This window comes from Pseudoalteromonas sp. B131b (genome assembly GCF_037162545.1).
In the GTDB taxonomy this organism is placed as follows: Bacteria; Pseudomonadota; Gammaproteobacteria; order Enterobacterales; family Alteromonadaceae; genus Pseudoalteromonas; species Pseudoalteromonas fuliginea.
This window is the reverse complement of the sequence record NZ_JARLUZ010000002.1, coordinates 386551-410977: the sequence shown is the minus strand read 5'-3', so window position 1 is coordinate 410977 and position 24427 is coordinate 386551. Positions and strand designations below refer to the sequence as shown.

Sequence of the window (24427 nt, the reverse complement as noted above, 5' to 3'; positions counted from 1 at the left end):
TTTTATTTAATTTGTTAAACCTATTAAGGGTTTACTTGGTCTTTAAGACCTTTACCTGCTTTAAAGCTTGGGATAGTTGCTGCTGCGATTTGGATCTCAGCACCCGTTTGTGGGTTACGGCCAGTGCGAGCTGCACGTTCTTTTACTGAGAAAGTACCAAAACCAACTAACGCTACTGAATCACCTTCTTTTAAAGAAGAAGTTACAGCACCGGTAAACGCGTCAAGAGCACGAGTAGCGGCAGCTTTAGAGATTTCTGCATCAGTAGCAATTTTTTCAACTAATTGAGCTTTATTCATTGTTAGATTCCTATTCGTTATTATTTTGCCTTCGCAAATCCTATCTTTATGCATTTTTAAACAGTTAGCAACAGCAAATTGCATTTTTTGTTTAAAATCTTCAAAAACACATAAAATTTAAATAATTCTCGGTAAAATACAGCATGTTGAGTTAACAACAACTTAATTTAAGTACAATTTTGGTGCAACTTAGGCAACATAATAAACTATATTTTTTCGATAACTAAGGTCACTTCCCCGACCTCGACACCAAACTTAACAATAGATGTGCGGTTTATCAAGCGCGTTTGTGTAACCAAGTACATCCAATCGTCAAAATTAACGTTTAAAGTGCTGTCATCATATGCAAGTTCAACATTATAGTTCCAATGAAATACACTGCCATTACTTTTCCCTTTAGCTACACCAATAACATCATCAGCAGTGCCCGTTAGGCTGTTATCGTTATTAAGCGTTACTTTCCAAATACGTTTTTGTGTTTCACCATCATCGTAAACAAAATCTTCCTCAATAACGCCCTGGTTACCATCCCACGTTGCATTCATATCAACAACCAGCTTGCGGGTCAATTCGCCCTTAAAGTCTTGTACAACGCCATAGGCTTTTAAATTTCCACTAAAAAATGTTTTAAAGTCGAAATTTGGCGATGTGTTTTTATAATGTTCAACATTTGGCGCTGAACAGCTAATTAAAAGTAGAGCTGATGAGCAGATCAATGCTGTTTTTAACGTGTTTAATATATTCATATTAATTCCCTAATAGTTGCTTTCGTAGTTTTGGCTCAGAGGTTTTTTCATCAAGCCAAATAGCTAAAAAGTCACTCGAAAATTGAGGTTCATCAATTTCACCCATTTTTTCATCATTATGATAAAAAGTGCTCATACCTTGCTCATTTGTCACTAATGTTAGTGAGTCACCCTTTTTTATATCAGGCCAAATAGACAATAATTTACTGTCATATTTATCAGCTAGCTCTTTTTTCCAAGATGTTCCCACTGCTCATTTGTTGCTTTAACTATTCCTTTAGCTTCAAAGTCGCGTAAATAGGTAAGCTTAAACTTAATAGGATGTGTTCCTGCGCTGTAATTACCTGAAGGGGTAAATAGCACAGCGTCATATACATCCCAAAATAAATACTCCATTCGTGCTTCGCCTACTTTATTGAATTGTGTGTTAGCTAAAACAATTGAAGTTGTAAGCAAATAAAAAGTAACTGCCTTTAGTAAAGATTTCAAAATAAGCTTCCTTTGAGTCAATGGGTAATGTTACGAAATAGAAATTATGGAAGATCAGCGATTGATAAATAACTTGATTTTTTGGTTTATAAAAAGAATAGCAGTAAACACTGTAGACCAAAGCGCCCCGTAAACGAGCCAGAATTGCCATAAAGGGAACCCTAAACTTATTACTTCAAAGCGTGCTCCAGCCCAATAACTTGCTGGCGCAAAAGCCATGCATACTAAAAAGGCCTGCCAAAGTTTTAACCTACCTAAAAAGATCATTGAGGTGTTTAAAGAAAGTAATAATGCAACCCATAAAAAGGCGAGCCATAGAGGAAAGGGATAAACTTTAAATTCTAACAAGCCTAACTTTACCGCTATAAACTCTAACAACATTACTAAAGGTAGGGCTTTAATTAGTAGTAAGGTGTCTTGTTTTTTCTGCTTTGACAAACAAAACATTAAAACAATAATTAATCCGCTAAAAAATAGCGAATTAGCCTCAAGCAGCAATGATAAAAACCACACTGCTTGAAATAAAAAAATTAATAACCGAGCGCAATATCATCGTTATCGCTCATAAACCTCGGTTTACGTGCCATTAAATGCACTGTGCTTGTAGCTCTAGCTCTAAACGCACCTTCGCAATAAGCAAAGTAAAATAACCACAAGCGATAAAAGCGTTCATCAAATTTTGAACGGTCCAAATCTGGCCAGCTTTTTATAAAACGAGTTCGCCAATCTGCTAATGTTCGTGCGTAGTGAGCACCAATATCATTAACAGTATGAATTACCATGTCGGTATTATTTTTAATCTGCTCACTCATTTCGTTAAGTGATGGCAAACATCCGCCCGGAAAAATATACTGTTGGATAAAGTCAGAATTTTTTAAGTAGTGCTTATAACGCTGATCGCCAATAGTTATAGCTTGAATGAGCATTGCGCCATCGTCTTTTAAGAGCTCACCACACTGAGTGAAGAAGCTAGGTAAATAGTCATGACCAACCGCTTCTATCATTTCAATAGAAACAAGCTTGTCGTATTTACCTTTTAGTAATCTGTAATCGAGCTTGAGTAATGTTATTTTATTCTCAAGACCAAGCTCAACAATCTTGTTAGCTACATAATCATGTTGCTCATCAGATATGGTTGTTGTAGTTACATGGCAATCGTAATGTGTGGCTGCATATATAGCAAAAGCCCCCCACCCTGTACCAATTTCAATTACTGAATCATTTTTTTGAAGCTCAACTTGCTCGCAAATGCGTTTAAGCTTGTATTGCTGCGCCTCTTCAAGTGTTGCTTCTTTAGTAGGATATACAGCACTTGAGTAAAGCATTTCTTTACTTAAAAATGATTCGTACAAATCATTACCTAAGTCGTAATGAGCAACAATGTTCTTTTTAGAGCCCGATTCTGAATTTTTATTTTTTATGTGATTAAATCGGTGTGCGATATTACTAAAAAATGCGAATTTTTTTCAAACTCATCGAGTTGCTTTTCGTTTATAGCAAATATCTCTATAAATGAAGTTAAGTTGTCACAAGACCAGTGACCCAAAATATACGCTTCGCCTGCGCCAACACTGCCTGACAGAGCAAATGCTTTATACATTGCTTTATCATTTACTGTAACAGTTGCTTTTAGTTCTGAAGATGAATCCCCAAAAATAGTTCTTTCGTTTCCCTCAATCAAAACTATTTGACCAGTTTTAATTGACGAAAAGGCTTTAGTTACTAATTTTTTATATATGTTAGTTAACCAACTAGTGCTTTGTTCACAATTTAAGCTCGACACTTTATCCATTAAAATACCTATTTATTGTTCTAACTATCTGTATATGTTTTATGGCCTACCTGAGTGACCTAAAAAAGGCACTCGCTTTATAAATAACTTTAGCGCTTGATGGTAAATACCTTTAAATATCGACCACGTCATGGCCGGAAAACGTTTTAGTAACTTACTGACTTCTTGATTAGTAAGCTCTGCACGTTTCAAACGAAGTGTTGCATCAAATAATAATACTTCATCTCGTTTATTTTCAATATGTATCAATGTTTTATCAGGCGACTGTCGAATATGCCAATGATAGTTCATATCTAAATTCATAAAAGGTGATACGGAAAAAACCTTCTTAAAGTTCACTTTTTTTCTAGGGAGACTAAATAGTAATGGCGTTCATTCCACGGTGTATTACTTACTTCAGCAATCATATACGTAAAGCTATTATCGCTATTACCAAAAAAGTAAAAATTAACAGGGCTAAAATAAACCCCTAAACAGCGTAGTTGCCCAAGCATATAAACATGAGTAAATGTTTCCTTTATACCTAATGAAGAAAGTTGCTTATGAGCACGTTCAATAATGGGAGATTGGTCAGAAGCTGATAAACTTTGAAGGTAATCTGCCTCGTTAAACTTTAAGGCTTTTAAGCCTGATGTACCTAAGTTTTTATGTACACCATTTAATTGCTGAGGATTGTTTAGATCGACCCACATCATATACAAAGGATAGCTAAAACGATGTTCTTTAACAGCAAAACGGCGATGTTTTACATCGCCTAAATAAACTGCACTAGTCAAATTCGACCCCAAGCTGTTTAGCCACATCTACACCACTGTGTACACCATCTTCATGGAAGCCATTGTACCAATAAGCACCACAAAAATAACTATTATTGTTCCCATCAATACTGTGTTTTAATTTTTGAGCAGCAATAGATTCTTGGTTAAATACAGGGTGATGATAGGTAAACTCGCGCAAAATTTTACTTTGGCTTATTCCTTCAAGATGATTAAGCGTTACACAAAACTGTGTATCCGATTGTATACCTTGCAAAATATTCATTTGGTAAGTAACAACAGCTGCTTTATCAGTGTTGTTATTAAGTAGGTAGTTCCAGCTTGCCCATGCCGCTTTTCTATCTGGTAAAAGGTTTGTATCGGTGTGCAGCACCACTGAGTTCTCAGTGTAAGCTATTGCCCCCAATACTGACTTTTCTTGCTCCGTAGCATCACCAAGTAGTGCAAGCGCCTGATCTGAATGACAAGCAAATATTACTTTATCAAATTTACTTTGCTCACCATTGGCAAACTCTATTGTTACTTCATCATTTTGACGCGTAACAGATTTAATATTTGTATTGAGGTTAATTTTGTCGGCAAAGCCTCTGATCAGCGGCTTAATGTACTGACGAGAGCCTCCTGGTACTACATACCACTGTGGTCTATTGGTTACATCTAAAAGCCCATGATTAAAGAAAAACTTAACAAAAAACTCAACGCCTACGTTTTCCATTTCTTTAATACTGGTAGACCAAATAGCCGCGCCCATAGGAAGAATATAATGGTATTTAAAAAAGTCGTTAAACTGGTTATCGTTAAGCAATTGTCCTAATGATTGATCAGACTGGTAATCACCTTTTTCATGCATTGCTTTGCACAGTTTGTTAAACCTAACAATGTCGTACAATAAACGCCAAAATTTTGGTCTAAAAATATTACGGCGCTGTGCAAACAAACTTGTAAACGTATGGCCATTATATTCAAAACCAGTGGCTTCGTTGTGAACACTAAAGCTCATTTCTGTTTTTTGTTTATTGACACCAATACGCTTTAGCAGTTTTTCAAAGTATGGGTAAGTTCGGTCATTAAACACAATAAAGCCTGTGTCTATTGCGTATTTGATGCCGCTTACATCAACATCAACTGTTGCAGTGTGGCCACCTATGTAATCATTTTTTTCAAATACGGTTACATCGTAATGTTTGTGAAGCAAATGCCCACATGTTAAACCAGATACACCAGTTCCTATTATTGCTATTTTTTTCAACGGGCTAATCCTTTTGCGATTCTAAGCCAAAGTGGGAGTGGTAAAATACGTAATGCTTTTAATATAAGTGTAAAACGATAAGGGAAATGAACGTCTTTGCGGCGTTTTTGAATACCCTTAATCATGTAGTCAGCGGCTTTTTCAGCGGTAACGGCCATAGGCATCGGGAAATCATTTTTACTAGTGAGCGGGGTTTTTACAAAACCTGGATGAACTAAAGTCACATCAACATCATTTAAATCAACAGCTAAGCTTTTTGCTAAATAACTTACACCCGCTTTTGATGCACCATAAGCTTCTGAACGAGGTAGCGCAAGATAAGTAACACTTGAGCTAACTAAAACAAGCTGGCCGCCTGGATTTATTTTAGGGAGTAACGCCTCAAGGCAATACCCCATAGAAAGTAAATTGACGTTTATTACACGTTCAAATAATGCACTATCAAAATTTCGCGCATCATCTATATATTCACAGTTACCGGCGTTTAAGATAACTCGATCAAAATGAGGAAAGCCAATAGTAGACTCTTTTATATCTTGCAGGTTAGTTGCATCAAATTTACAAGCTTGAATATTGTCGTATTTAGCAAGCTCGGCGAGCTTTTCACTATTACGTCCGCAAGCTATAACAGTGTCTCCTAGCTGCGCATATTTAATTGCTAGCTGCTCGCCAATACCTGATGTAGCACCCGTTATAAGTGTGATCATAATTAACCTGTCCTTTTATCAATTAGCTTTATAACGCTACCAAGTAAAGGAATGTGTTTGTATAACAACTCGCCCACATTAAAGTAGTCTCTGTGCTTGATAATTTTGCCATCTTTAAAAATAAGCTTGCTATGACCTTCTACCGAAATAGTTTTACCTGATGAGAGCTTTGGATGTGCATAATGCATAGTCCAATAAATAAAAGCATTGTTACCGCTATTAAACGAATCACTAATATCAAACTGGCAATGCTTAACATTGCTGTATAAATTAGCAAAGTACCTGCGCAATTCTACAATGCCGTTAATTTCATGCATCGGATCTATAAACTGTATGTTGTCGCAGTAAATATCACTCAATAAATCAAGATTAGTGCTATTAAGCTGTTGGTATATTTCAACAAATTTATCTACTGGTAACTGGTTATCCATATCACACCTTAAATGCAGCAAGTGCACGTTCTCGTGCCGCTTTATGATCAACTATTGCTGGCCAGTAACATTCCTTATCTTTGCCTGTTGCGGCTAAATAAGTGTGTGGAAAATGAATGTGTTTATCTGGCACGTTTTCAAGCTCTGGCAAATACTTACGGATAAACTTGCCCGTTGGATCAAAGCGCTCGCTTTGTCTGATAGGATTAAAAACTCTAAAATAAGGCTGAGCATCACAGCCCGTACTTGCAGCCCACTGCCAACCACCATTATTTGAGGCTAAATCGCCATCAATTAAGTGCTGCATAAAAAAGCGTTCACCTTCACGCCAGTCTATTAATAAATGCTTAGTTAAAAAGCTTGCAACAACCATTCGTAAACGATTATGCATCCAACCGGTTTGCTTAAGTTGTAGCATTGCTGCATCCACTAACGGGTAACCTGTACGCCCTTCGCACCATGCTTTAAAATCGCTTTCGCTTTTACGCCACACTACAGCGTTATACTTTTCGTTAAAGTTATCGCCACGCGAAAGCTTCGGAAATTCAGCAATTAAATGCCTGTAAAATTCGCGCCAAACAAGCTCGTTAATCCACGTAAACGTTTTGCTTTTTGATGTAGTTAAAATATCAGGATAACGCTGCTGAATATTAATAAGCAGCTGCTTTGTGCTTACAATACCTAGTGCTAAATACGGGCTTAAACCCGATGTGCCTTTTACACTAGGAATATCACGCTGGTCGTCGTAACTTGTAAGTTTGTCGCATATAAAGTTATCGACCACGGTAGAGAGTGTTTCGTCGTCAACCGGCCACTTATCTGAGCACCCATCACTTTTTAGTAAATCACTCTCGTCAAATTCAATAGGGTCAGAAGTTAAAGGCCATTGTGGCAAACTAAAGTGTGTATCTTGATACTGCTTTAACCATGCACGTTTAAATGGAGTAAACACTTTATACATTTCATTACTTTGATTTTTGACCGTTCCAACAGGTGCAATTAAATCACCTTCGTACAAAGTAAAAGTAATAGAAAGCTCATCGCATTCATGCAAAATTGCTTTATCCCGGTTTACTTCATTAAGCTCATATTCTGTATTAGCAATTACGTGTTTTACATCGTTTGCTTTACAAAAGTTAATGAGCTCGCGCGTACAATCACAAAAGCTAGGCGCTTCAATAATATGTAAAGTAATACCGTAATCAGCAAGTTGGGATTGAAGATAAGTAACTCGACGCTTGAGTAAGTCAATCTGAATAGGCGCTGTTTGGTGTTGTTGCCACTGCTTTTCAGACACAAAAAAATGGCGTGTTTAGCGCCATTGTTTAGCGCTTGAATTAACGCTTCGTTAGAAAAAAGGCGCAAATCGCGCCTAAACCAAAATAATGTATCCATTAAATACCAAATCGTAGTTTTAAATCGTGAGGGTATGGGTTAAAAAACACTTGTTTTTCGAGGTACTCATTTGGATGAACTTTCAAATGATGCTTTAACAAGGTAAGTGGTACATACAATGGCACCAATCCTTCGCGGTATTCATCTATCGCATCACGAAGTTCTTGTTTTTCAACCTTCGATAAATCAGTTTTAAAGTAGCCTTGTAAATGCATTAGCGTATTGCAATTATTTCTGCGAGAAGCTGGCTTTTTAAGACCTGTCATCAAACCTAAAATATATTCATCAGCAACTGCATTTATATCGTCACCTACAAACGTTCCAAGCAGGTTACCCAAATCACGATAAGCTTGGTAATTATGAGCCATCAACAAATACTTATACTGAGAGTGAAATTGAGTAAGCTTGTGAACCGTAATCGGCTCTTGTACTAACTTTTGCCAGTTTTTAAATACGTAAATTCTCATTACAAAGTTTTCACGTAAATGCATATCGTTTAAACGCCCGTTTTCTTCACATGGCAATAATGGGTTGTGCTTCATTATTTGCTCAGCAAAAAAACCAACGCCTTCTGAGGTATTACCCGTGCCTGCTTCATTGTATATTTTAATGCGTTCCATACCGCAACTTGGACTTTTCGCGCAAAATACAAATCCACTCAACTCTTTAGCTTGTTCTGTTGCAACTTTTTTACCATATTCGGTAAGTTGCTGACCTACTTCGCCAGTGCCATCTGGGCGACATACTTTAATAGTGTCGCCCACTTTAACTTGGCGAATAGTTGGGCGAGGTATCGGTAAACCAACAGCTACTTCCGGACAAAACCGTGTGTATTCAACGTGTTTACCTAGCTCATCCATACAAAAATTTGATTTTTTATGACCCGTATCAAATCTAACTTTTTCGCCTGCTAAACAGGCGCTTATACCTATTTTTATTATATCTGTGTGCATATATTCTCTTAGTAAATCAAATTACCTATTGGATTTAGTAACTTGCTGAAGCCCTTATTAAAATGTAGCGCACTACTGACAACTGTAAAGCACAAACACCCGTCTTTCGTTAAAGGTGTATGCTGATGACTACCATCTTGCCATATAAAGTCGCCTGGTACGTAACTACCATCTTCGTCACTAAACTCACCATCTAGGAGTAGAGTAACTTCAAATCCAGTATGCGTGTGCTCTGGTATTTCACCACCCGCATCAATGTGTAACAGGCTAGAACGTAGCGCACCATCATCAAGCGAAACTCGAGATCGCGCTAACTTACCAACTTGTGTAAATTTACTATGAGAAATACGCGTTAAAGCACGTGGAAGCTGGTAGTTATGTTCATTTACTTTAATAGAAACAGGCTCTACCTCATAAACTTCGTCGATAGAATCATCAGATGTGATCATATCAAGAACATTCAATTCAAAGTCTTCAAATAACTCAGATTGCTCAGTTTGAACTATCTCAAATTGGACTGGCTCTTCACTAAATAACGCGTCTGCATTACTTGCTTCAATTTTAGCGACTTTAGCTTGGCACACAGGGCACATATCTACATGTATAGAAACGGCTAAACTCAGTGATGTAGCAAGTGATGCATCGCAATACTGTGTCAGTAAAGTTTCACTCGGGTGATGTTTAATCATGCTGATCTCCCATTTCATTACGTAATTTTTGCAAGGCCAAACGTAACCGTGATTTTACCGTGCCTACTGGAATGTTAAGTTGATGTGCAAGTTGCTCTTGCGACATATCTTGAAAATAAACGCCTCTTACCACTTCACGTTGAGCGATTGGTAGCTTGTCTAAATAGCGCTTAATTTGCTTATCTTCTAAATGATCACTGTATTCGTGATGTGTATCTTGTGATTCGTTTAATAACGGCCAAATATCTTCGCTTATGTTTTCTTCTTTGTTACTTTTCATTTTGCGAAGCATATCGAATGAAGCATTACGCATAACGGTATAAACCCACGTAGTCGCTGCACCTTTATCACTGTGATACAAATGTGCTTTACGCCAAACAGACGTTAACGTCTCTTGAACAAGCTCCATTGCTTGAGCTTCAACACCAAACTGCTTAATTCCAAAGCGTTTAATTTTTGGCGCAAAATATTCAAATAAATAGGAAAACGCTTTTTTGTCGCGTGATTGCGCAACGTCTATAAGCGCTTGCATGAGCTCTTTACTCGGCGTTTCTGGCATGGCAGTGTACTTACCTGTATTAGGTTCACAACGTGGTGACTGTTGTTGACTTACCATAATAATTTATCCCGTTATTGCTTTTGTATTAAGTAATACGGGCAATAATTAATTTAGGATCATAAAATTTAGGCAAATTCGTTATTAATCACAGTATGGAGGAAATTCAGTAAGTTATCAAAGTTCGTTTCAAACGCAAGTTGCTGTTTTTTCTCGATAGAAATAGGCAGGAGCTCAAGCCAACGTGCTGCAATCCAAGGCAACTTGTCAAAATGAGTTTTTTTGTACAGTAAACTAAGTTCCGGATTACTTTCAAAGACGTTTAAAAGCGCATCATGTAATAGGTAATGTTTGCCAATTGAGTTGTTAATGTCCTTGTACCAATAAGGCGTCTTACAAGGCGATACCAGCCCATGTCGCAGTTCGTCTTCGTCTTGGTAAGCATCATTAATTTGCACGTTTTTAGATGCATATACATCAATTAATAATACATCGTTATCGTCTTGATCAAAATCGATAATATCAACAAGACAACCTTGCGCACTTATATTAAAAGGCGTGTCATGCTCGAATGTACAAAGCACAAACCCTGTATTATTTTTTAATGCGTTTTTAACCATATTTAAATAGCGAGGCTCAAATATGCGTAATCGCGTATAACCTTCAGGTAACATAAAAATGGGTAATGGAAAAATCGCACGTTTCATAAAGTCTACTTATTTCAAACACTCTGCCTTTACTTACGTGCGCTTTTGCTAAGTCGATCAGCTTTGCATGAATCGAATTAATTACCTACTCCACCATTGGTTAAATATTAAACCAGCTCCCCATGCTTTTTAGTACTTGGACTGAGTAATATGCACTTATCATACTGGCTACTGGCGCTAACATTAAAGCAAATAACCCAAATTCACTGCTCATCGTTTTAATCCTTTAAATGGTTTATTTAACGTTTTTAACACTCGCGTCAGTATTTTTAGACGCAGTATTCTCGGTTAAAACAGCCTCATCTAATATTCCAACTAAAACAGTTTTAGCATCAAAATAAAGCGTTTCTTTTAATGACTTTTCAAGTTCGAATGTTGTTTGCTTAACGTAGCTTGTTACACTTTGAGCTAATATATCAGTAACATCTAGGTCCACTTCTGTTGCGTGTACTTGCGCAGAACCTAATACTAATAAACTTGCCATAGCGATTTTAATTGAATGTTTCATAATGGTATTCCTTGTTTGTATATTGTTTGATTAGACGAAGTTATATAATCAAGGGTTGTGCCAACATGAAAATAAAAATTAAAGTATTGTAATTAAATAGGTTTTTATAAATTTAATTAATTTCAAAAATTCACACTCTATTAATCTAACCACTTAATTTTATTTTTTGACCAATATTTGGTTAATAATTAAGATCTATTTACCCACGTTAATAAAAGTCACAGTAAATACATTTAGCGTTTATAAAAACGTCATATCTAAACGTTAAAGTTCCATTACTATAAATAATTGAAAAGTGCAGTATGTCTATCTTATCTCGTCGTGGTTTTTTAAAAACATCAGTAGCCAGTGTATTTACCGTTGCTATTTCCAGCGCTATAACAGGCTGCGCTCAAACACTAGCTGACAGACCATTATCAGCAATTGAGTTTAAGCATGGTGTTGCCAGTGGTGATCCACTAAGTAATGCTTTAATAATTTGGACGCGAGCCACAACCTCTCAACCATCTTCCATTGCGACTGTTTCATGGGAGCTGGCAAGTGATCCTGATTTTAAAAATATATTACGCAGCGGTTACGAACAAACAGATAAAAGCCGCGACTTTACTATAAAAATAGACGTGCAAGATCTTGCACCAAATACCGAATACTTTTACCGTTTTATGGGTTTGCAAACACAAAGCCCTATAGGCCGAGCTAAAACACTGCCAATAAGTAATGTTGAACAAATAAAAATGGCTGTTGTGTCGTGCTCAAACTACCCTGCTGGGTACTTTAATGCCTACACTGATGCCGCCAAGCAAAAGGATTTAGATGTAGTACTGCATTTAGGAGACTATATTTACGAGTACCCAATGGGTGGATACGCCACTGATAATGCTGAAAAAATTGGCCGCCAATTAGCTGCCGATAACAGCGGTGAAATTATTACTTTAAGCGACTACCGCAAACGCTATGCAATTTATAGAACAGACAAAGGCCTACAAGCACTTCACGCAGCAGCGCCTTTTATTGCAATATGGGATGACCACGAAGTTGCTAATGATACATACAAAAATGGCGCGGAAAATCACAACATTAATGAAGGTGACTTTTTTAAGCGTCGCGCAGCGGCTATTCAAGCCTATTACGAATGGCTGCCAATTAGACCGCCTATGGGCGAACAAAGCCCGCAAATATATCGCACGTTTGATTTTGGTAATTTAATAAGCTTACACATGCTAGATACGCGCGTAATAGCACGCGATAAACAACTCGCTTACAGCGACTATAAAAACCCCGAGACCAAGCAAATGGATATTGCGCGCTTTGTCAGTGATTTAAATAATCCAAAAAGGCAGTTACTAGGTAACACACAACTAAACTGGCTCACGAGTGCAATAACTGAGTCAAATGCAAAGTGGCAAGTATTAGGGCAGCAAGTACTCATGAGCAAAATGTGGCTGCCTACTGAAATATTCTCGCAATCCGATCGCACTAAAATCCCGCTGGTATTAAAAGAGCTTGTTGCCATTAAAAAAGCCGTGTTAGCTAATAAAGCGGTAACACCCGCGCAACTCGCACGCGTAAATACTTTAATGCCTTATAATTTAGATGCGTGGGATGGTTACCCAAGCGAGCGCGAAGCATTATACAAAAGCGTTACCGCATTAAATAAAAAGTTAGTAGTGGTTGCAGGTGATACGCACAATGCGTGGCATGGCACATTAAAAAATGCAAAAGGCGAAAGTGTGGGAGTAGAATTTGCAACACCTGGTGTAACATCCCCGGGTATGGAGCATTATTTAGCGCTTAATACAGCACAAGCAAAGCAGATGGCTGACTCGCTTTCATTGTTAATAAACGACTTAAACTATTGTGACTTATCACACCGTGGGTATATGTTACTGACTATTACTAAAGAGCAAATCACAACCGATTGGCGCTATATAGATAACATAAACTCTCCAAGCTACAACATTGCTGCTCAACACCAAAGTGTCTATAAGGGCTAACATTTTGTATAAAAAGAGAAGGTAAACACATTATTTACCTTCTCGTTTATTTTATTAAACGCGCTTAATTACAACTATAAAGAAGCGTCCACGAAGCATCACTTCCTGGAAGGCTGTTTGTATACCAATTTGCACTGTATGCATTGCCTTGATATTGTATTTTGTCGTCGGTGTTATTGTGTGTAAATGGACCGGCCGAATAATCCTTTTTCACCCAATTAGGGTATGTATTAATACCATTACAATCGGTTGAACTCACAACGCTACATCCATTTGCATCAACATTTGTACCAGCGGGTGTATCTGGGCACTGATCAATATCATCATTCACTCCATCATTATCCGCATCACTTTGTGGTTCAACTACTTCAACAGCACAACCTACATCATTAACAGTTTCCCCTGCAGGTGTATTTGGACATTGATCAACACTATCGCTAATACCATCAGCATCGGCATCAGTTACCGCACAACCAATACTATCAACCACTGTATCGGCAGGAGTATTATCACACTGATCAAGGCTGTCACTTATACCATCGCCATCAGAGTCTAAAGCAACGGTACTGCCACCCCATCCAGTGAGTATTTCTTTAACTTTAGTGCCTGAAGCGGTTAATGAATTCCAACTGCCGCCAGGGGTGAATAACGAAGCCCCTTCGTTTTTATCATTAATAGACCAGTTAGCGTGACTAATATTGTTTGTTTTAAAAAATGCCATCCATGCATCTGTTTCATTAGCATTAACACCACCATTGCCATCAGCATTAACTGTCCCCCACTCTGTAGCAAACAATGCAATACCGTTGTCGAGTGCTGTTTGCGCTTTATTTCGATATGATTGTCCGTGCGTGCCAGCATAAAAGTGCAGAGTGTAAGCAATATTGGCGCGATCTATCGGATCTTGTGATGCCACATCAACGTCTTGAGACCATGTTGGTGTACCAACCACAATTAAATTATCAGGATCGATTGCTCTAATTTTATCAATTACAGTTTCGGCGTAAGGCTTAATATCGTTAGCCCATGAAATTTGTAACGGCTCGTTATAAATCTCATAAATAACATTATCGTATTGCCCATACTTTGTAGCTACGTCTTCAAAAAATCGAACGGCAGTAGCCTGATCTGTATGTGCTTCATGGCTATGAAAGTCAATAATAACGTACATATCCTCAGCAATAGCAGCATTTACAACAGTATCAAGACGGCTCATATTCCCATCCCAGTCATAATTTAAGCTACCACCAGCACTTGACCCATGGCCTATTGCCGCGCGAATCAATGTTGCATTAAATTCAGACTTAGCACGTGCTACTGTTTCTGCGGTATAAAATTTTTCAGCCCCCCACCCCGTGTTACTCCAGAATAAGCTGGTACCTGCAAAGCTCGTATTTTCACCACCAGCAAGAATTTGATTACCGCTAACCGTTAATTTCTCAATAGCGGCATTAGCCATTGTTGAACAACCTAATAATAAAGCTAACGATAAGCTCGTCACTTTAAAGTTCCTTTTGTTGTGATTAATTAAACTGTTATTCATAATATTTCCTTAAATTGAAGTTATCAGTCGTCATTTCGCTGATGTAATAAAGTAAAACCGCAAAAAAACAATACAAAATAAGTGTCATTTATATTTTACGTAAGTTAAAAGTACCAACTTATTATTAACATTAACTGAACAAAAAATTCACGAAGCACTGCCGTGAATTAGGAAAAGGAGAATAAAAGGCATGTTTAACGAAGTTCGAAGATTTTGTCGGGGATATATTGTTTTTTACACTTTTTTTACATTAGGTAAAAATAAAATGTTTAAGTAGAGTAAATAGGTAGCCATCGATTAAGAAACACCTCCTTGCATACATTTCAGTCAATTATATTGGGCAACACCTTACGTCCTAAACGATAGGCATCTGCAATACTCAATACCCAAATAACAATCATTAAAGGCACATACTTATATTCAGCGAATTGGGCGCAGGCGTCAGAAGGTTGTTGCGCGGCTTTTAAAATGGCCGTAACCGACATAGGGATTTTTCCGTGTACAATTTCATTTGCAGTACACTGTGCAATCGCAAATATATCTTGAAAGGTTAAAATTAAAAGAACAGAAAATACCCCCGCAAAAATAGCGCCTATAAGGTGTCTTTTTAAAGAAAAATGCCCCGCTCCAGGATAAACAATGGCGGTAAGTAAAGCAGCTTTAAGATCTGGTTTCATATTTATCCAATATAGAAATTACACTTTTTAAAGTGGTCACATAAAAAAGCCACTTTGCAGTGGCTCAATTAAAATATCAAGTAGTTAAATGTATTATTGTCCGCCAAACCCGAGAGTTAACTCAATACCAACAAAACGAGGTGCCCCTGCAACAAATGTTGGATTGCCAAATCCCCTCCAGTATTACCTGCATCAACTAAATACTCTTTATCTAATAAGTTACTGGCAAAAATACTAACGGCCCAATCATCACCACTTGCAATTCCTAAGCGCGCACTGACTAATCCAAGCCCTGGTTGGCTAATATCTAAGCCTGATATTGGCGCATTTGCTGGCTCAAAATACACTTCAGAGCGGTAGCTATATATTAAAGAGCTCGTTAAATTAAGTGAGTTTGACAATTCTGTTGAATAAAACAGCCCCGTACTAAACGTCCACTCTGGTTGTAATCTAAATTTATTACCTGCGAGGTTACCGTTATTACTATCATCATCTATTTCAGCATCAAGGTAAGCCGCATTGGCAAATACCTCAAACTCATTATTAATTAACGCCCTTACTTCAGCCTCTGCGCCAACATTAGTGGCAGAGCCCGCATCAGCAGAAAACGCAACGCCTTCATCATCCTGTAACGTAACCTGAAAGTTAGAGTAATCTTGATAAAATACAGCGACAGAGTAATCTAAACGCCCGTCAAGCGCTTTGCCTTTAATACCGGTTTCGTAGTTCCAAATAATTTCCGCTGGAACTTCTGATATAGAGGCTTCAGCATTCCCTTGTTCGTCGTTAGCCGAACTTACTTCAAGTACTTCCGAACGACGCCCTTTTGAAATAGTCGCATACATATTTGTAGTAGGGTTTATTATATAAAGCGCATTAAAACGTGGCAGCCAATCATCATAATCAGCATCGCCATAGAATGTTTCACCATTTGTATCAACCGTAAACAATGGCGCTTGTGTTAAAACACTATTGGGTGCAGCAGAGCTATAACCACTGCGCTTTTCTTCTTTTATATAACGAAGACCCGCTGTTAACTCCAGTGCCTCAGTTGCAGCATAAGTTACATCAGCAAACGCTGAGTACGCTTTGTTTTCACCATAGTTTGTAAACTCTAATGAATATGGCAACTCGTTTATTGCACCACCTGTTAATGCTGGCGTTAAAATATTAACGCTACCATCATTATTAATACAAGGAACACCTGAGCCCAATACACCTAAGCAATTTAAGAATATAGACTCCTCTGTACTAAATGGAATACGCTGGCTACCATCTTCTTCAAAGTAACTCACACCAAAAATACTAGTAAACTTATTCTGCGTATAAACAGCGCGTAATTCTTGGCTAAATTGATCGCCCTCAGCAGCTTCTGCAAATTCTAAAAACCATGCCTGCGTACCATCAGCATCAAACACTTCTAAAGAATCAAAGTTACGCCCTGCGGTAATTGAGGTGATTGTTAAATCGTTACTTACATCCCAATTTACAGTCAAATTTAAATCGTTAACTGTGCGCTCCACACCTAAGTCTTTTTTCCAAACACAGACTCTGCATACGGACTACCTGGCATTTCAACAAAGCTATATGGGCTTGTATCACCACCGGTTGGTGCATAAAGCCCATTTTTAAAAGATGTACCCGAGTCATCATTTTTTTCATACGTATACACCAAATCAATCGTTACATCGTCACTAGGTGTAATACGTAAAGACGGACGATAAGAAAAACGCTCAATAGCATGCATATCATCTTGCTTAAACCCAGCCGGGTTTTGGGAGTTACTATCTCCTGCAATATTTTTTATAAACCCATCACGTTCACGATAAGTAAAAGCAACACGGCCTTGCATTAAATCATTACCACCCGTTACAAAACCACTAACACCTTTGGCCGAGTAATTACCAACGGATGCTTTTAATTGAGCCGAAAAATCTTTTTCTGGTTTACGTGTTGCTACACTAATAGCACCTACAGAAGCTGCTGTTCCAAACAGTGTCGCTTGTGGTCCTTTAACAACTTCAATCCCTTCTACATCAAAAAGCTCAAAGTATGAGCCACGAGAGCGTGATACATCTGCTCCGTTATAATAAATAGACACACGAGGGGATGATTGAGACGACCCACTATCAGACGTAATACCACGAATTACAAAGCCTGGGTTGTTAGGGCTTTGCTCTTGAATAACAAGCCCCGGTGTTATTTCAGATAAAGTGTCGAGTTCGCCAATACCTAAGCTTTCTAAAAAGTCGCCATCGTAGGCACTTATTGTTACAGGCACATCTTGTATTGATTGCGCACGCTTTTGAGCAACAACCACTATTTCATCAAGTTCTTTATTTATGGTTTGATCTGCAAAACTATTTGTTGATGTAACGCAAATCATCGCCACAGACAATTTAGTAAGTTTAAGAAAAGGCCGTGTTGTTAATTTATTTTTCATGTTTTTCACTGTTCGTCCGGTTAATTGTTTTTAGGAATTACCGGTAATCTAACGAACTATTACGACTTTTTTACGTCTTATTAATTACGCATTGGTTAAATTGATGTTTCAACTTTATGAAAAATAATAAATTATTGTATTCATATAAAAATTATAAGATTGAAAAACTCAGCGTACACTTGTACACTAAAATTCATTCAAATAGTGGTAGGATCTGTCATGTCGTTAGAAGCGCCCTATTCTAAAAAAGAAGAACAACTAAACGTAATTAGTCATGCACTTGGTATTGTATTTGCCGCATTTGTTATGTGGGATTTATTTAGCCAAGCCACCAGCACTAAAGCGTATATTAGTACTGCAATTTATGGCAGTAGCCTATTTGTGCTGTTTTTGTCATCCACTTTGTACCACGCCAGTATTCAACCGCGCTTAAGAGCCTTTTATAAAAAGTGCGATCACTGCGCCATATACTTATTAATTGCCGGCACCTACACTCCCTTTTTATTAATCTCATTAACCGGTGCTTGGTCATGGGCAACACTTGCATTTATTTGGACTGTGGCACTAGCAGGCGTTGCATACAAAGTATTTGTAAAAAACGGTAATAAAAAAATATCACTCGCCACCTACTTACTCATGGGTTGGTTTGCACTGGCTATTGTTTATCCGCTTTATTCAAGTGTTGATGTAAAAGCACTTTACTGGCTACTTGCCGGCGGTATTTTTTATAGTTTAGGCACTTTTTTTACAGCGCTAAAAGCACACAATTTAGCCACGCAATTTGGCACTTGTTTGTTATTGCTGGGTGTGTTTGCCATTATATTTCAATTAGTAATTATGTTTATTGAGCTGGTTAAGCCAATTAGAATGGTCAGGTTTGAGCGATAACCAGTCATTAAGGGGAGCTCAGGGCGCGAGCATACTTTGTTAAAAATGTTAACCAAAAAGAAGTTCTTCTCTAAAAGCATCATCATAACAAGCTCTTACACACTTACTTCTTATTGACCCCTTGCTTTTCGTATGCTGCTTTATCATGTTCCTAACGACGCGTCTAAATAGTGCCATATGTTGCGCACTTAATGGCTCATGTATTTGACAGGCATCTTCTTTAAATACGACATCCAGTATCCAGTGTTGCTGATTTTCTATCAGCCAATGTTGTCTTATTGCTTTACTTATCAATATATTGTCTGTCAGCGATGTTAGGTAGTAATGTGTGTCAATACTCGTTCTATTACCCTTCGTTCGCTCTCGCTGCACCGCAACGATTGTCCTAACTGATGGCCAGCTCTCTTTAATTTCACTCGGTAATAAACGCGCATCAAGACAATCTATCGTGCGTACTTCTTTTCGCCCATGCCCTGCATCTTGTGTTACATGACTAAGTATCTCTGAGTTTTCAGATTCATACTGGTGTGTAAATGCATCTTGAATCGCGCTATAAAGTTTCTTTTGATTACCCTTTGCTTGCACTAGATAATCTGCATGTCTGCTAATTAGCTGTTTTAGCGTTTCTTTTTGGCAGTGCAAAGCATCAAGTGTAATGACGGTGTTATTGATATCGAGTATTTTCAATAAATCCCGAACTGCCGGTATTTCATTCGTCTTACTGCCAACTGTTTGATGGAATAATGTGAGACCTGCCTCACAATCAAATGCTGAAACGAGGTGTAATTTATCAGCAATGTGTTTACTTGCTCCGCGAATAGTTTTGCCATCGAAGGCAATGACAGGATGCGCTGATTTAACGCGGTTTTGATTGACCCAGCTATACATCGCGAGTAGTAATGAGTCAGTATCAACGGTTCTAAAAATCCGAGCAATACTATGTCGAGTGGGTATGCCATTTTTGAAAGAACGAAATCCTCTTAACCAATTAAGCTTACTTTCGCCATAGACTTCAATATCTTGCCAGTTTTCACACCCTGATGTAACGGCAGTAATAATAAGAAAAAGCACATCAACTAAGTTATGGTGTTGATTTATATGTGAACGATTATCTTTGACGAGTTCTAAATGTGAGAAGAGTGACATAATAAGTGTAAGGTTATGAAATTTATGGTATTAGATCATAAAATTTGTTTATTTACAAAGTGTGATCCCGCCCTGAGGGGGAGCTATAGTTAGCTCAGTAATCCTCAGAGAAAACTATCACTTTTTTATATAGTAAAATAACCTTTACTAGACTTAATATTTATAGGTGGCAATAACTTACACTATTTGCTATTAATAGAAACTCATGAAATAAGGACGTTTTCGCGCAAAATAGGGAAAGTGTCCGCTGATAAAGATGTTAGCAGCCAAAGGAGTTTAAATGACACTTATACTTGCTGGTCATAGTTCAGGAGGATTTGAAGAAGGGATTTATTTTGCATCAGACTCCCATATCACACAGAACAACCATGTCTTAGTTAAAGGCTTTAAAAAAGTAATTGAGATTCCAATTCGTGTTAAAGGATTAAATTTTTGTGGTGAGTGGTTTAATGGTTACTTAGGCAATAGCTATCAAGGTGCTTGTAGTGTTGCGTTTGCTGGAAGCTCTTTAGTTGCTCAGCATCTGATTAATTCAATGAAGAACCATTTAACAGAGCTATTTCCTACTTATTACAATGATAGTTATCAAATAGTGATGTCTTGTGAAACTAATAAGCACCTAAGACAAACTGATTATGATGACTCTATGTTTTTAGATAGTCACTTAGACACAATTTTGACCGCCGAGTATGTATCTCAAGTAATCTGCCATTCTATTGAAGCAGTATTAAACAAAGCTAGGGAGCATTGCTCTATGAGTCGGTTGTTTACTGCTTATCAGGCAGAGTTTATCTTAGGTGTGCAATGTCCTCAAACCCGAGAGTATCATTTATATCAATATGAAATTGTTCCAGACCAAGAGTTAGGAGCTAAAGTTGAGATAACCAGAGTTAATCAAAATGAACTAGCAGTAATTGGCGCAAAGAAATTTAAAGACGATGCTCTAACTGAGTTAGCGCAATGTGAAGGTGAAGAAAAACCCTCAGAAAAAATATTTCGGTTTCTTAATAGTGTAATTGAGAGTGAAACAAGTATAGAGAACAACGGGATAGGTAAACCAAGTGGTTTGTATAATCTACAAGGTAGTATTCTGACTAGAATTGGATTTGAGCGTTAATGCGATTCACACCTGCACCTAATTGAGTATTCTATAGCGAAAATATTGAGAGAAACTTATGGAAGAATTTGACAATAGATTGGAAAACTTAAAGCAGCTTTTAAGCTCGCAAAGCAGACAAAATTGGCTTTTTGGGGCTGGAATAAGCTTCGGTTCAAAAATACCTTTGATGTATCCATTGACTAATCGCGTTGAGGAAATCATCCAAGAATATTCAGGTGCTAAAGAAAAAGATATTTTGGCTTCTTTAAAAGAGGACCTAACCGAAGACTGCCATGTTGAACATTACTTGAGCCATTTAGGTGATCTTCTCGCTATCGCGGAGCGCTCAAAACAAAAAACCGCATACCTTGGCGCTAATAGTTGTACATCTGATGAGTTAAAACAGCTATATCTAGAAATCATTAAGGCTATTGGTGGGATTATTAGATATGGATATGTGGGTGCCAATGCTAACTACGGGGTAGAAGAGGAGGTTGGCAAAGCAGAAAATCCAATTATTGAAATAACACCTCATTTTGAATTTATTGAAGCATTATTGATTAGTCAATCAAATCTAGAGCGACGCTCAAAAACAACATTTTTTACTACTAATTACGACACATTACTAGAGGATGCCTTAGCTCTACACAAAAAAGTTGTATGCGATGGATTTTCAGGAGGTGCTGTAGGTTTTTGGAATGCCGAAAAAGAGTTTTCAAATACCGCTATAGATTCAAATACCTATCATCTATATAAACTACATGGTTCGATAGATTGGCACCGAGATAATAATTTAGGGCTAGTGCGTGCACGGTATGGAACTAAATACTTATCAGACCCTGCAAATATTATGATTTACCCTCAAGCAACAAAATATGTAGAAACGCAGAAAGATCCATTTGCCAGTTTATTTCTAGGTTTACGAAAAACTCTCATGAATGGTCAGCAAAATACATTAATTACTTGTGGCTACAGCTTTGGGGATGACCATATTAACGCTGAAATAGAAAGTGCGTTAAGAAGTGAATCTAACCAAACGACAGTTATTGCTTTTATTCAAGAAGCACCGAAAGATGGAGTCGTTATTAATAAAACCTTAGATGCTTGGCTTTGCTGTCCTAAGATTGGTTCTAGAGTGTATGTCGCTGGTGAATTGGGAATTTATCATAATTCAACAACTCCTTTGGCTGAATCTGATGATAGTAAATATACATGGTGGCGTTTTGATGGACTAACTCAGTTCATAAAAACAGGGGACGTATCATGAGTAATGTTTTCCAAGCAAGGACAGAGCTAAAAATCGGGAAAATTATTGAGGTATCCGGCAATAATTTACGTATAGAAATTGATGATAATGTGAACGAATTGATTCGTGCTGTTGATGGGCAAGTTTATTCCGTGGGCCAAATGGGTAGTATCATTAAAGTTCATTTTGGCAGAAAGCTACTATTTGCTTTTGTTAGGTCGCTTAAAATGAGATCAGAGTTGATTTCTGATGACACTAGTCAAATAATTAATGCTGCGGATGATGCTCGTATTTTAGAAGCTGACTTGTTTGGTCAAGGAATATGGTCTAACAAAAATTCTCAACTTCATTTTTCCCGTGGTGTCGAGACTTATCCCTTGCCCCTTCAAAGTGCTTATATCTGCCTCAATGATGAACTAGAGGCTGTATATAAAGCTGCGGAATCGAATGCTCAAGATGAAGCCATCACTCCTATGGTACCCATAGGTAATTACATCGGTGGTAACAATGCAATATGCAGAGCAAATATTGATAAACTCTTTGGTCATCACTTTGCAATATTAGGGTCTACAGGTTCCGGTAAATCAGGAACAGTTGCTTCAATTTTACATTCTGTTTTAGATCATGAGCCAGAAGGTACAACATTGAAGCCCAGAATTGTAATGATTGATCCACATGGTGAATATGCTAGTGCTTTTGGTGATAGGGCAAAAGTATACCGAGCATATAATGATGCTTCTGTAGCCGATGATGAAGCAGAGCTTTTAAAATTGCCTTATTGGCTGATGTCTAGTGATGAATTGAGATCATTGATTATTGGTAAGACTGAACACGAGGCTACATCTCAAAACAATATTATTTACGAGGCAATCACTTACGCTAGATTACTTGAAGCCGGATATGTTCAGGATATCGGAGCAGAGCCAAATGGAGGGGCTGAAGCAGCACTCAGCGTCGATAAAACTGAAGAGCAGGTTTTGAATTTTGATAGAGATAAGCCAGTTCCGTTTAAGTTGACACAGTTTGTAAAGCACATTGACAAGGTTCAGGGCCGTAAGGCGGGGAAACAAGATCATTTAGCGGCATCTGCAGGCCGAGATAAAGTTGATAATATACTTAAAAAACTCAAAGTCCTTCGTTCAAACCCTCAACTTAGTTTTTTATTGAAAGAATATACTGAGGAGTCTTCGCCTAAGCTACAGGAAATATTGTCACAATTTGTAGGTGAAGCGGATGGGAAAGATATCCGTATTATCGATATATCAGGTCTCCCAAACGAAGTAGCCGGACCGTTGACTGCATTAATATCTCGCCTTCTATTTCAATACAAGCTCTGGCAAACAAGGGATGAAAGAGAGAAAGACCCTGTACTATTTGTCTGTGAAGAAGCACATCGTTATGTACCGAATCATGGCGAAGCACAATATAAAGAAGCTCAAGATGCTATTCGACGTATTGCAAAAGAAGGTCGGAAATACGGGTTAGGACTAGGTCTTATTTCTCAAAGGCCTTCGGATGTTGAAAGTACAGTTCTTTCTCAGTGTAACTCTTGGATTGTTCTTAGGTTGTCGAATTCCAGTGATCAAGAACATGTATCAAAGTTTTTACCTGACAGCTTAAGCGGTTTAACCAAAATGTTATCAGCCCTTACAAGACGAGAAGCTATATTTGTTGGTGAGGCCGCAGCACTTCCAAGTAGAATTCGAATTCGAGAGCTATCACCTGAACAATTACCCAATTCTAACGATATTAAATTTGCAAGTGGATGGTCGAATGACGCGATCCAAGAAGCTGACTTAATGACAATTGTAAATCGATGGTGTGGAACTGCGGGGAGTAATTCAGTAATGTTGGCGAGCAAAGCTTTAACGAGGCAATTTTGTCGGACTCGCTTTGCTCGCTGCAAATTACAGCGTTACCATCGTCCGCTAATGGCACTCTCCAGCCACTCGACAACATAAAATATTGATAATAATTGATAAGGTATTTTACCGTGTCGGATGGCGTGGCTTCGCCACTTATCCGACATACGTCAAAAGGTAGATTGGTTAAGCCGAAGACGCCATCCAACAGAGTATCGATTCACGCCTTAAA

18 protein-coding genes and 6 pseudogenes are annotated in these 24427 nt (G+C 37.9%); 5 read left to right on the top strand and 19 right to left on the bottom strand.

The window, feature by feature from the left end; genetic code table 11:
• Nucleotides 1–23: 23 nt before the first annotated feature.
• The 15 genes and pseudogenes from P4S65_RS19810 to P4S65_RS19740 form a co-directional block, all read right to left on the bottom strand.
• On the bottom strand, nt 24–299 hold the full coding sequence (locus P4S65_RS19810) for an HU family DNA-binding protein (protein ID WP_002962474.1): 276 nt from the start codon (nt 297–299) through the stop codon (nt 24–26).
• A gap of 206 nt (nt 300–505) precedes the next feature.
• Nucleotides 506–1045 carry a DUF3833 domain-containing protein gene (locus P4S65_RS19805; protein WP_096794590.1) on the bottom strand — a complete coding sequence of 180 codons (540 nt, stop codon included), beginning with the start codon at nt 1043–1045 and terminating at the stop codon, nt 506–508.
• 1 nt (nt 1046) lies between these two features.
• Nucleotides 1047–1534: pseudogene (locus P4S65_RS19800) on the bottom strand (chalcone isomerase family protein).
• A 54-nt stretch (nt 1535–1588) separates the two neighbouring features.
• Nucleotides 1589–2087 (bottom strand): annotated as a pseudogene (locus P4S65_RS19795) (DUF2878 domain-containing protein).
• Nucleotides 2065–3326: pseudogene (locus P4S65_RS19790) on the bottom strand (class I SAM-dependent methyltransferase). Before P4S65_RS19790 ends, P4S65_RS19795 begins: the two co-directional pseudogenes overlap by 23 nt.
• 39 nt (nt 3327–3365) lie before the next feature.
• A pseudogene (locus P4S65_RS19785) lies at nt 3366–4102 on the bottom strand (DUF1365 domain-containing protein).
• On the bottom strand, nt 4095–5351 hold the full coding sequence (locus tag P4S65_RS19780; protein WP_337121009.1) for an NAD(P)/FAD-dependent oxidoreductase: 1257 nt from the start codon (nt 5349–5351) through the stop codon (nt 4095–4097). The pseudogene P4S65_RS19785 and the gene P4S65_RS19780 overlap by 8 nt, the downstream one beginning before the upstream one ends.
• Entirely contained in the window at nt 5348–6058 is a 711-nt protein-coding gene (locus P4S65_RS19775) for an SDR family NAD(P)-dependent oxidoreductase (protein ID WP_096794584.1), read from the bottom strand. Before P4S65_RS19775 ends, P4S65_RS19780 begins: the two co-directional genes overlap by 4 nt.
• 2 nt (nt 6059–6060) lie before the next feature.
• Nucleotides 6061–6489 carry a nuclear transport factor 2 family protein gene (locus P4S65_RS19770; protein ID WP_096794583.1) on the bottom strand — a complete coding sequence of 143 codons (429 nt, stop codon included), beginning with the start codon at nt 6487–6489 and terminating at the stop codon, nt 6061–6063.
• 1 nt (nt 6490) lies between these two features.
• Nucleotides 6491–7884 (bottom strand): annotated as a pseudogene (gene phrB / locus P4S65_RS19765) (deoxyribodipyrimidine photo-lyase).
• Nucleotides 7884–8837: a YbgA family protein gene (locus tag P4S65_RS19760; protein ID WP_337121008.1), complete on the bottom strand. Its 954-nt coding sequence runs from the start codon at nt 8835–8837 to the stop codon at nt 7884–7886. Before P4S65_RS19760 ends, phrB begins: the two are co-directional and overlap by 1 nt.
• An 8-nt stretch (nt 8838–8845) precedes the next feature.
• Nucleotides 8846–9526, bottom strand: a complete 681-nt coding sequence (locus P4S65_RS19755) for a ChrR family anti-sigma-E factor (RefSeq protein ID WP_008137096.1) — start codon at nt 9524–9526, stop codon at nt 8846–8848.
• Entirely contained in the window at nt 9519–10142 is a 624-nt protein-coding gene (locus P4S65_RS19750) for a sigma-70 family RNA polymerase sigma factor (RefSeq protein ID WP_002962457.1), read from the bottom strand. The genes P4S65_RS19755 and P4S65_RS19750 overlap by 8 nt, the downstream gene beginning before the upstream one ends.
• A 68-nt stretch (nt 10143–10210) precedes the next feature.
• A complete protein-coding gene (locus tag P4S65_RS19745; protein WP_008137099.1) occupies nt 10211–10789 on the bottom strand; it encodes an LON peptidase substrate-binding domain-containing protein in 579 nt (192 codons plus the stop codon).
• Between the two features lie 235 nt (nt 10790–11024).
• The gene (locus P4S65_RS19740; protein ID WP_007376333.1) at nt 11025–11297 is read right to left on the bottom strand and encodes a hypothetical protein; all 273 of its coding nucleotides are present in this window, start codon (nt 11295–11297) and stop codon (nt 11025–11027) included.
• Nucleotides 11298–11599: 302 nt separating this feature from the next.
• Here P4S65_RS19740 and P4S65_RS19735 point away from each other — a divergent pair, with 302 nt between their 5' ends.
• Nucleotides 11600–13291 carry an alkaline phosphatase D family protein gene (locus tag P4S65_RS19735; protein WP_096794580.1) on the top strand — a complete coding sequence of 564 codons (1692 nt, stop codon included), beginning with the start codon at nt 11600–11602 and terminating at the stop codon, nt 13289–13291.
• A 64-nt stretch (nt 13292–13355) separates the two neighbouring features.
• Here the strand turns inward: P4S65_RS19735 and P4S65_RS19730 are convergent, their stop codons facing one another.
• The 3 genes and pseudogenes from P4S65_RS19730 to P4S65_RS19720 all read right to left on the bottom strand — a co-directional run bounded on the left by P4S65_RS19730 (nt 13356) and on the right by P4S65_RS19720 (nt 17954).
• Nucleotides 13356–14834 carry a cellulase family glycosylhydrolase gene (locus P4S65_RS19730; RefSeq protein WP_337121006.1) on the bottom strand — a complete coding sequence of 493 codons (1479 nt, stop codon included), beginning with the start codon at nt 14832–14834 and terminating at the stop codon, nt 13356–13358.
• 323 nt (nt 14835–15157) lie between these two features.
• Nucleotides 15158–15511, bottom strand: a complete 354-nt coding sequence (locus P4S65_RS19725; RefSeq protein ID WP_337121004.1) for a hypothetical protein — start codon at nt 15509–15511, stop codon at nt 15158–15160.
• Between the two features lie 93 nt (nt 15512–15604).
• Nucleotides 15605–17954 (bottom strand): annotated as a pseudogene (locus P4S65_RS19720) (TonB-dependent receptor).
• A gap of 219 nt (nt 17955–18173) precedes the next feature.
• Here P4S65_RS19720 and trhA point away from each other — a divergent pair.
• Nucleotides 18174–18842, top strand: a complete 669-nt coding sequence (gene trhA / locus P4S65_RS19715) for a PAQR family membrane homeostasis protein TrhA (protein ID WP_442961890.1) — start codon at nt 18174–18176, stop codon at nt 18840–18842.
• Between the two features lie 48 nt (nt 18843–18890).
• Here the strand turns inward: trhA and P4S65_RS19710 are convergent, their stop codons facing one another.
• Entirely contained in the window at nt 18891–19988 is a 1098-nt protein-coding gene (locus tag P4S65_RS19710; RefSeq protein ID WP_337119635.1) for an ISAs1-like element ISPsesp1 family transposase, read from the bottom strand.
• A gap of 280 nt (nt 19989–20268) precedes the next feature.
• On the opposite strand from P4S65_RS19710, the gene P4S65_RS19705 reads away from it, so the two are divergent.
• The 3 genes from P4S65_RS19705 to P4S65_RS19695 are packed head-to-tail and all read left to right on the top strand — an operon-like array spanning nt 20269 to nt 24294.
• The gene (locus P4S65_RS19705; RefSeq protein ID WP_337121002.1) at nt 20269–21105 is read left to right on the top strand and encodes a hypothetical protein; all 837 of its coding nucleotides are present in this window, start codon (nt 20269–20271) and stop codon (nt 21103–21105) included.
• 58 nt (nt 21106–21163) lie between these two features.
• The gene (locus P4S65_RS19700) at nt 21164–22354 is read left to right on the top strand and encodes an SIR2 family NAD-dependent protein deacylase (protein WP_337121000.1); all 1191 of its coding nucleotides are present in this window, start codon (nt 21164–21166) and stop codon (nt 22352–22354) included.
• Entirely contained in the window at nt 22351–24294 is a 1944-nt protein-coding gene (locus tag P4S65_RS19695) for an ATP-binding protein (protein WP_337120998.1), read from the top strand. Before P4S65_RS19700 ends, P4S65_RS19695 begins: the two co-directional genes overlap by 4 nt.
• Nucleotides 24295–24427: the final 133 nt, after the last annotated feature.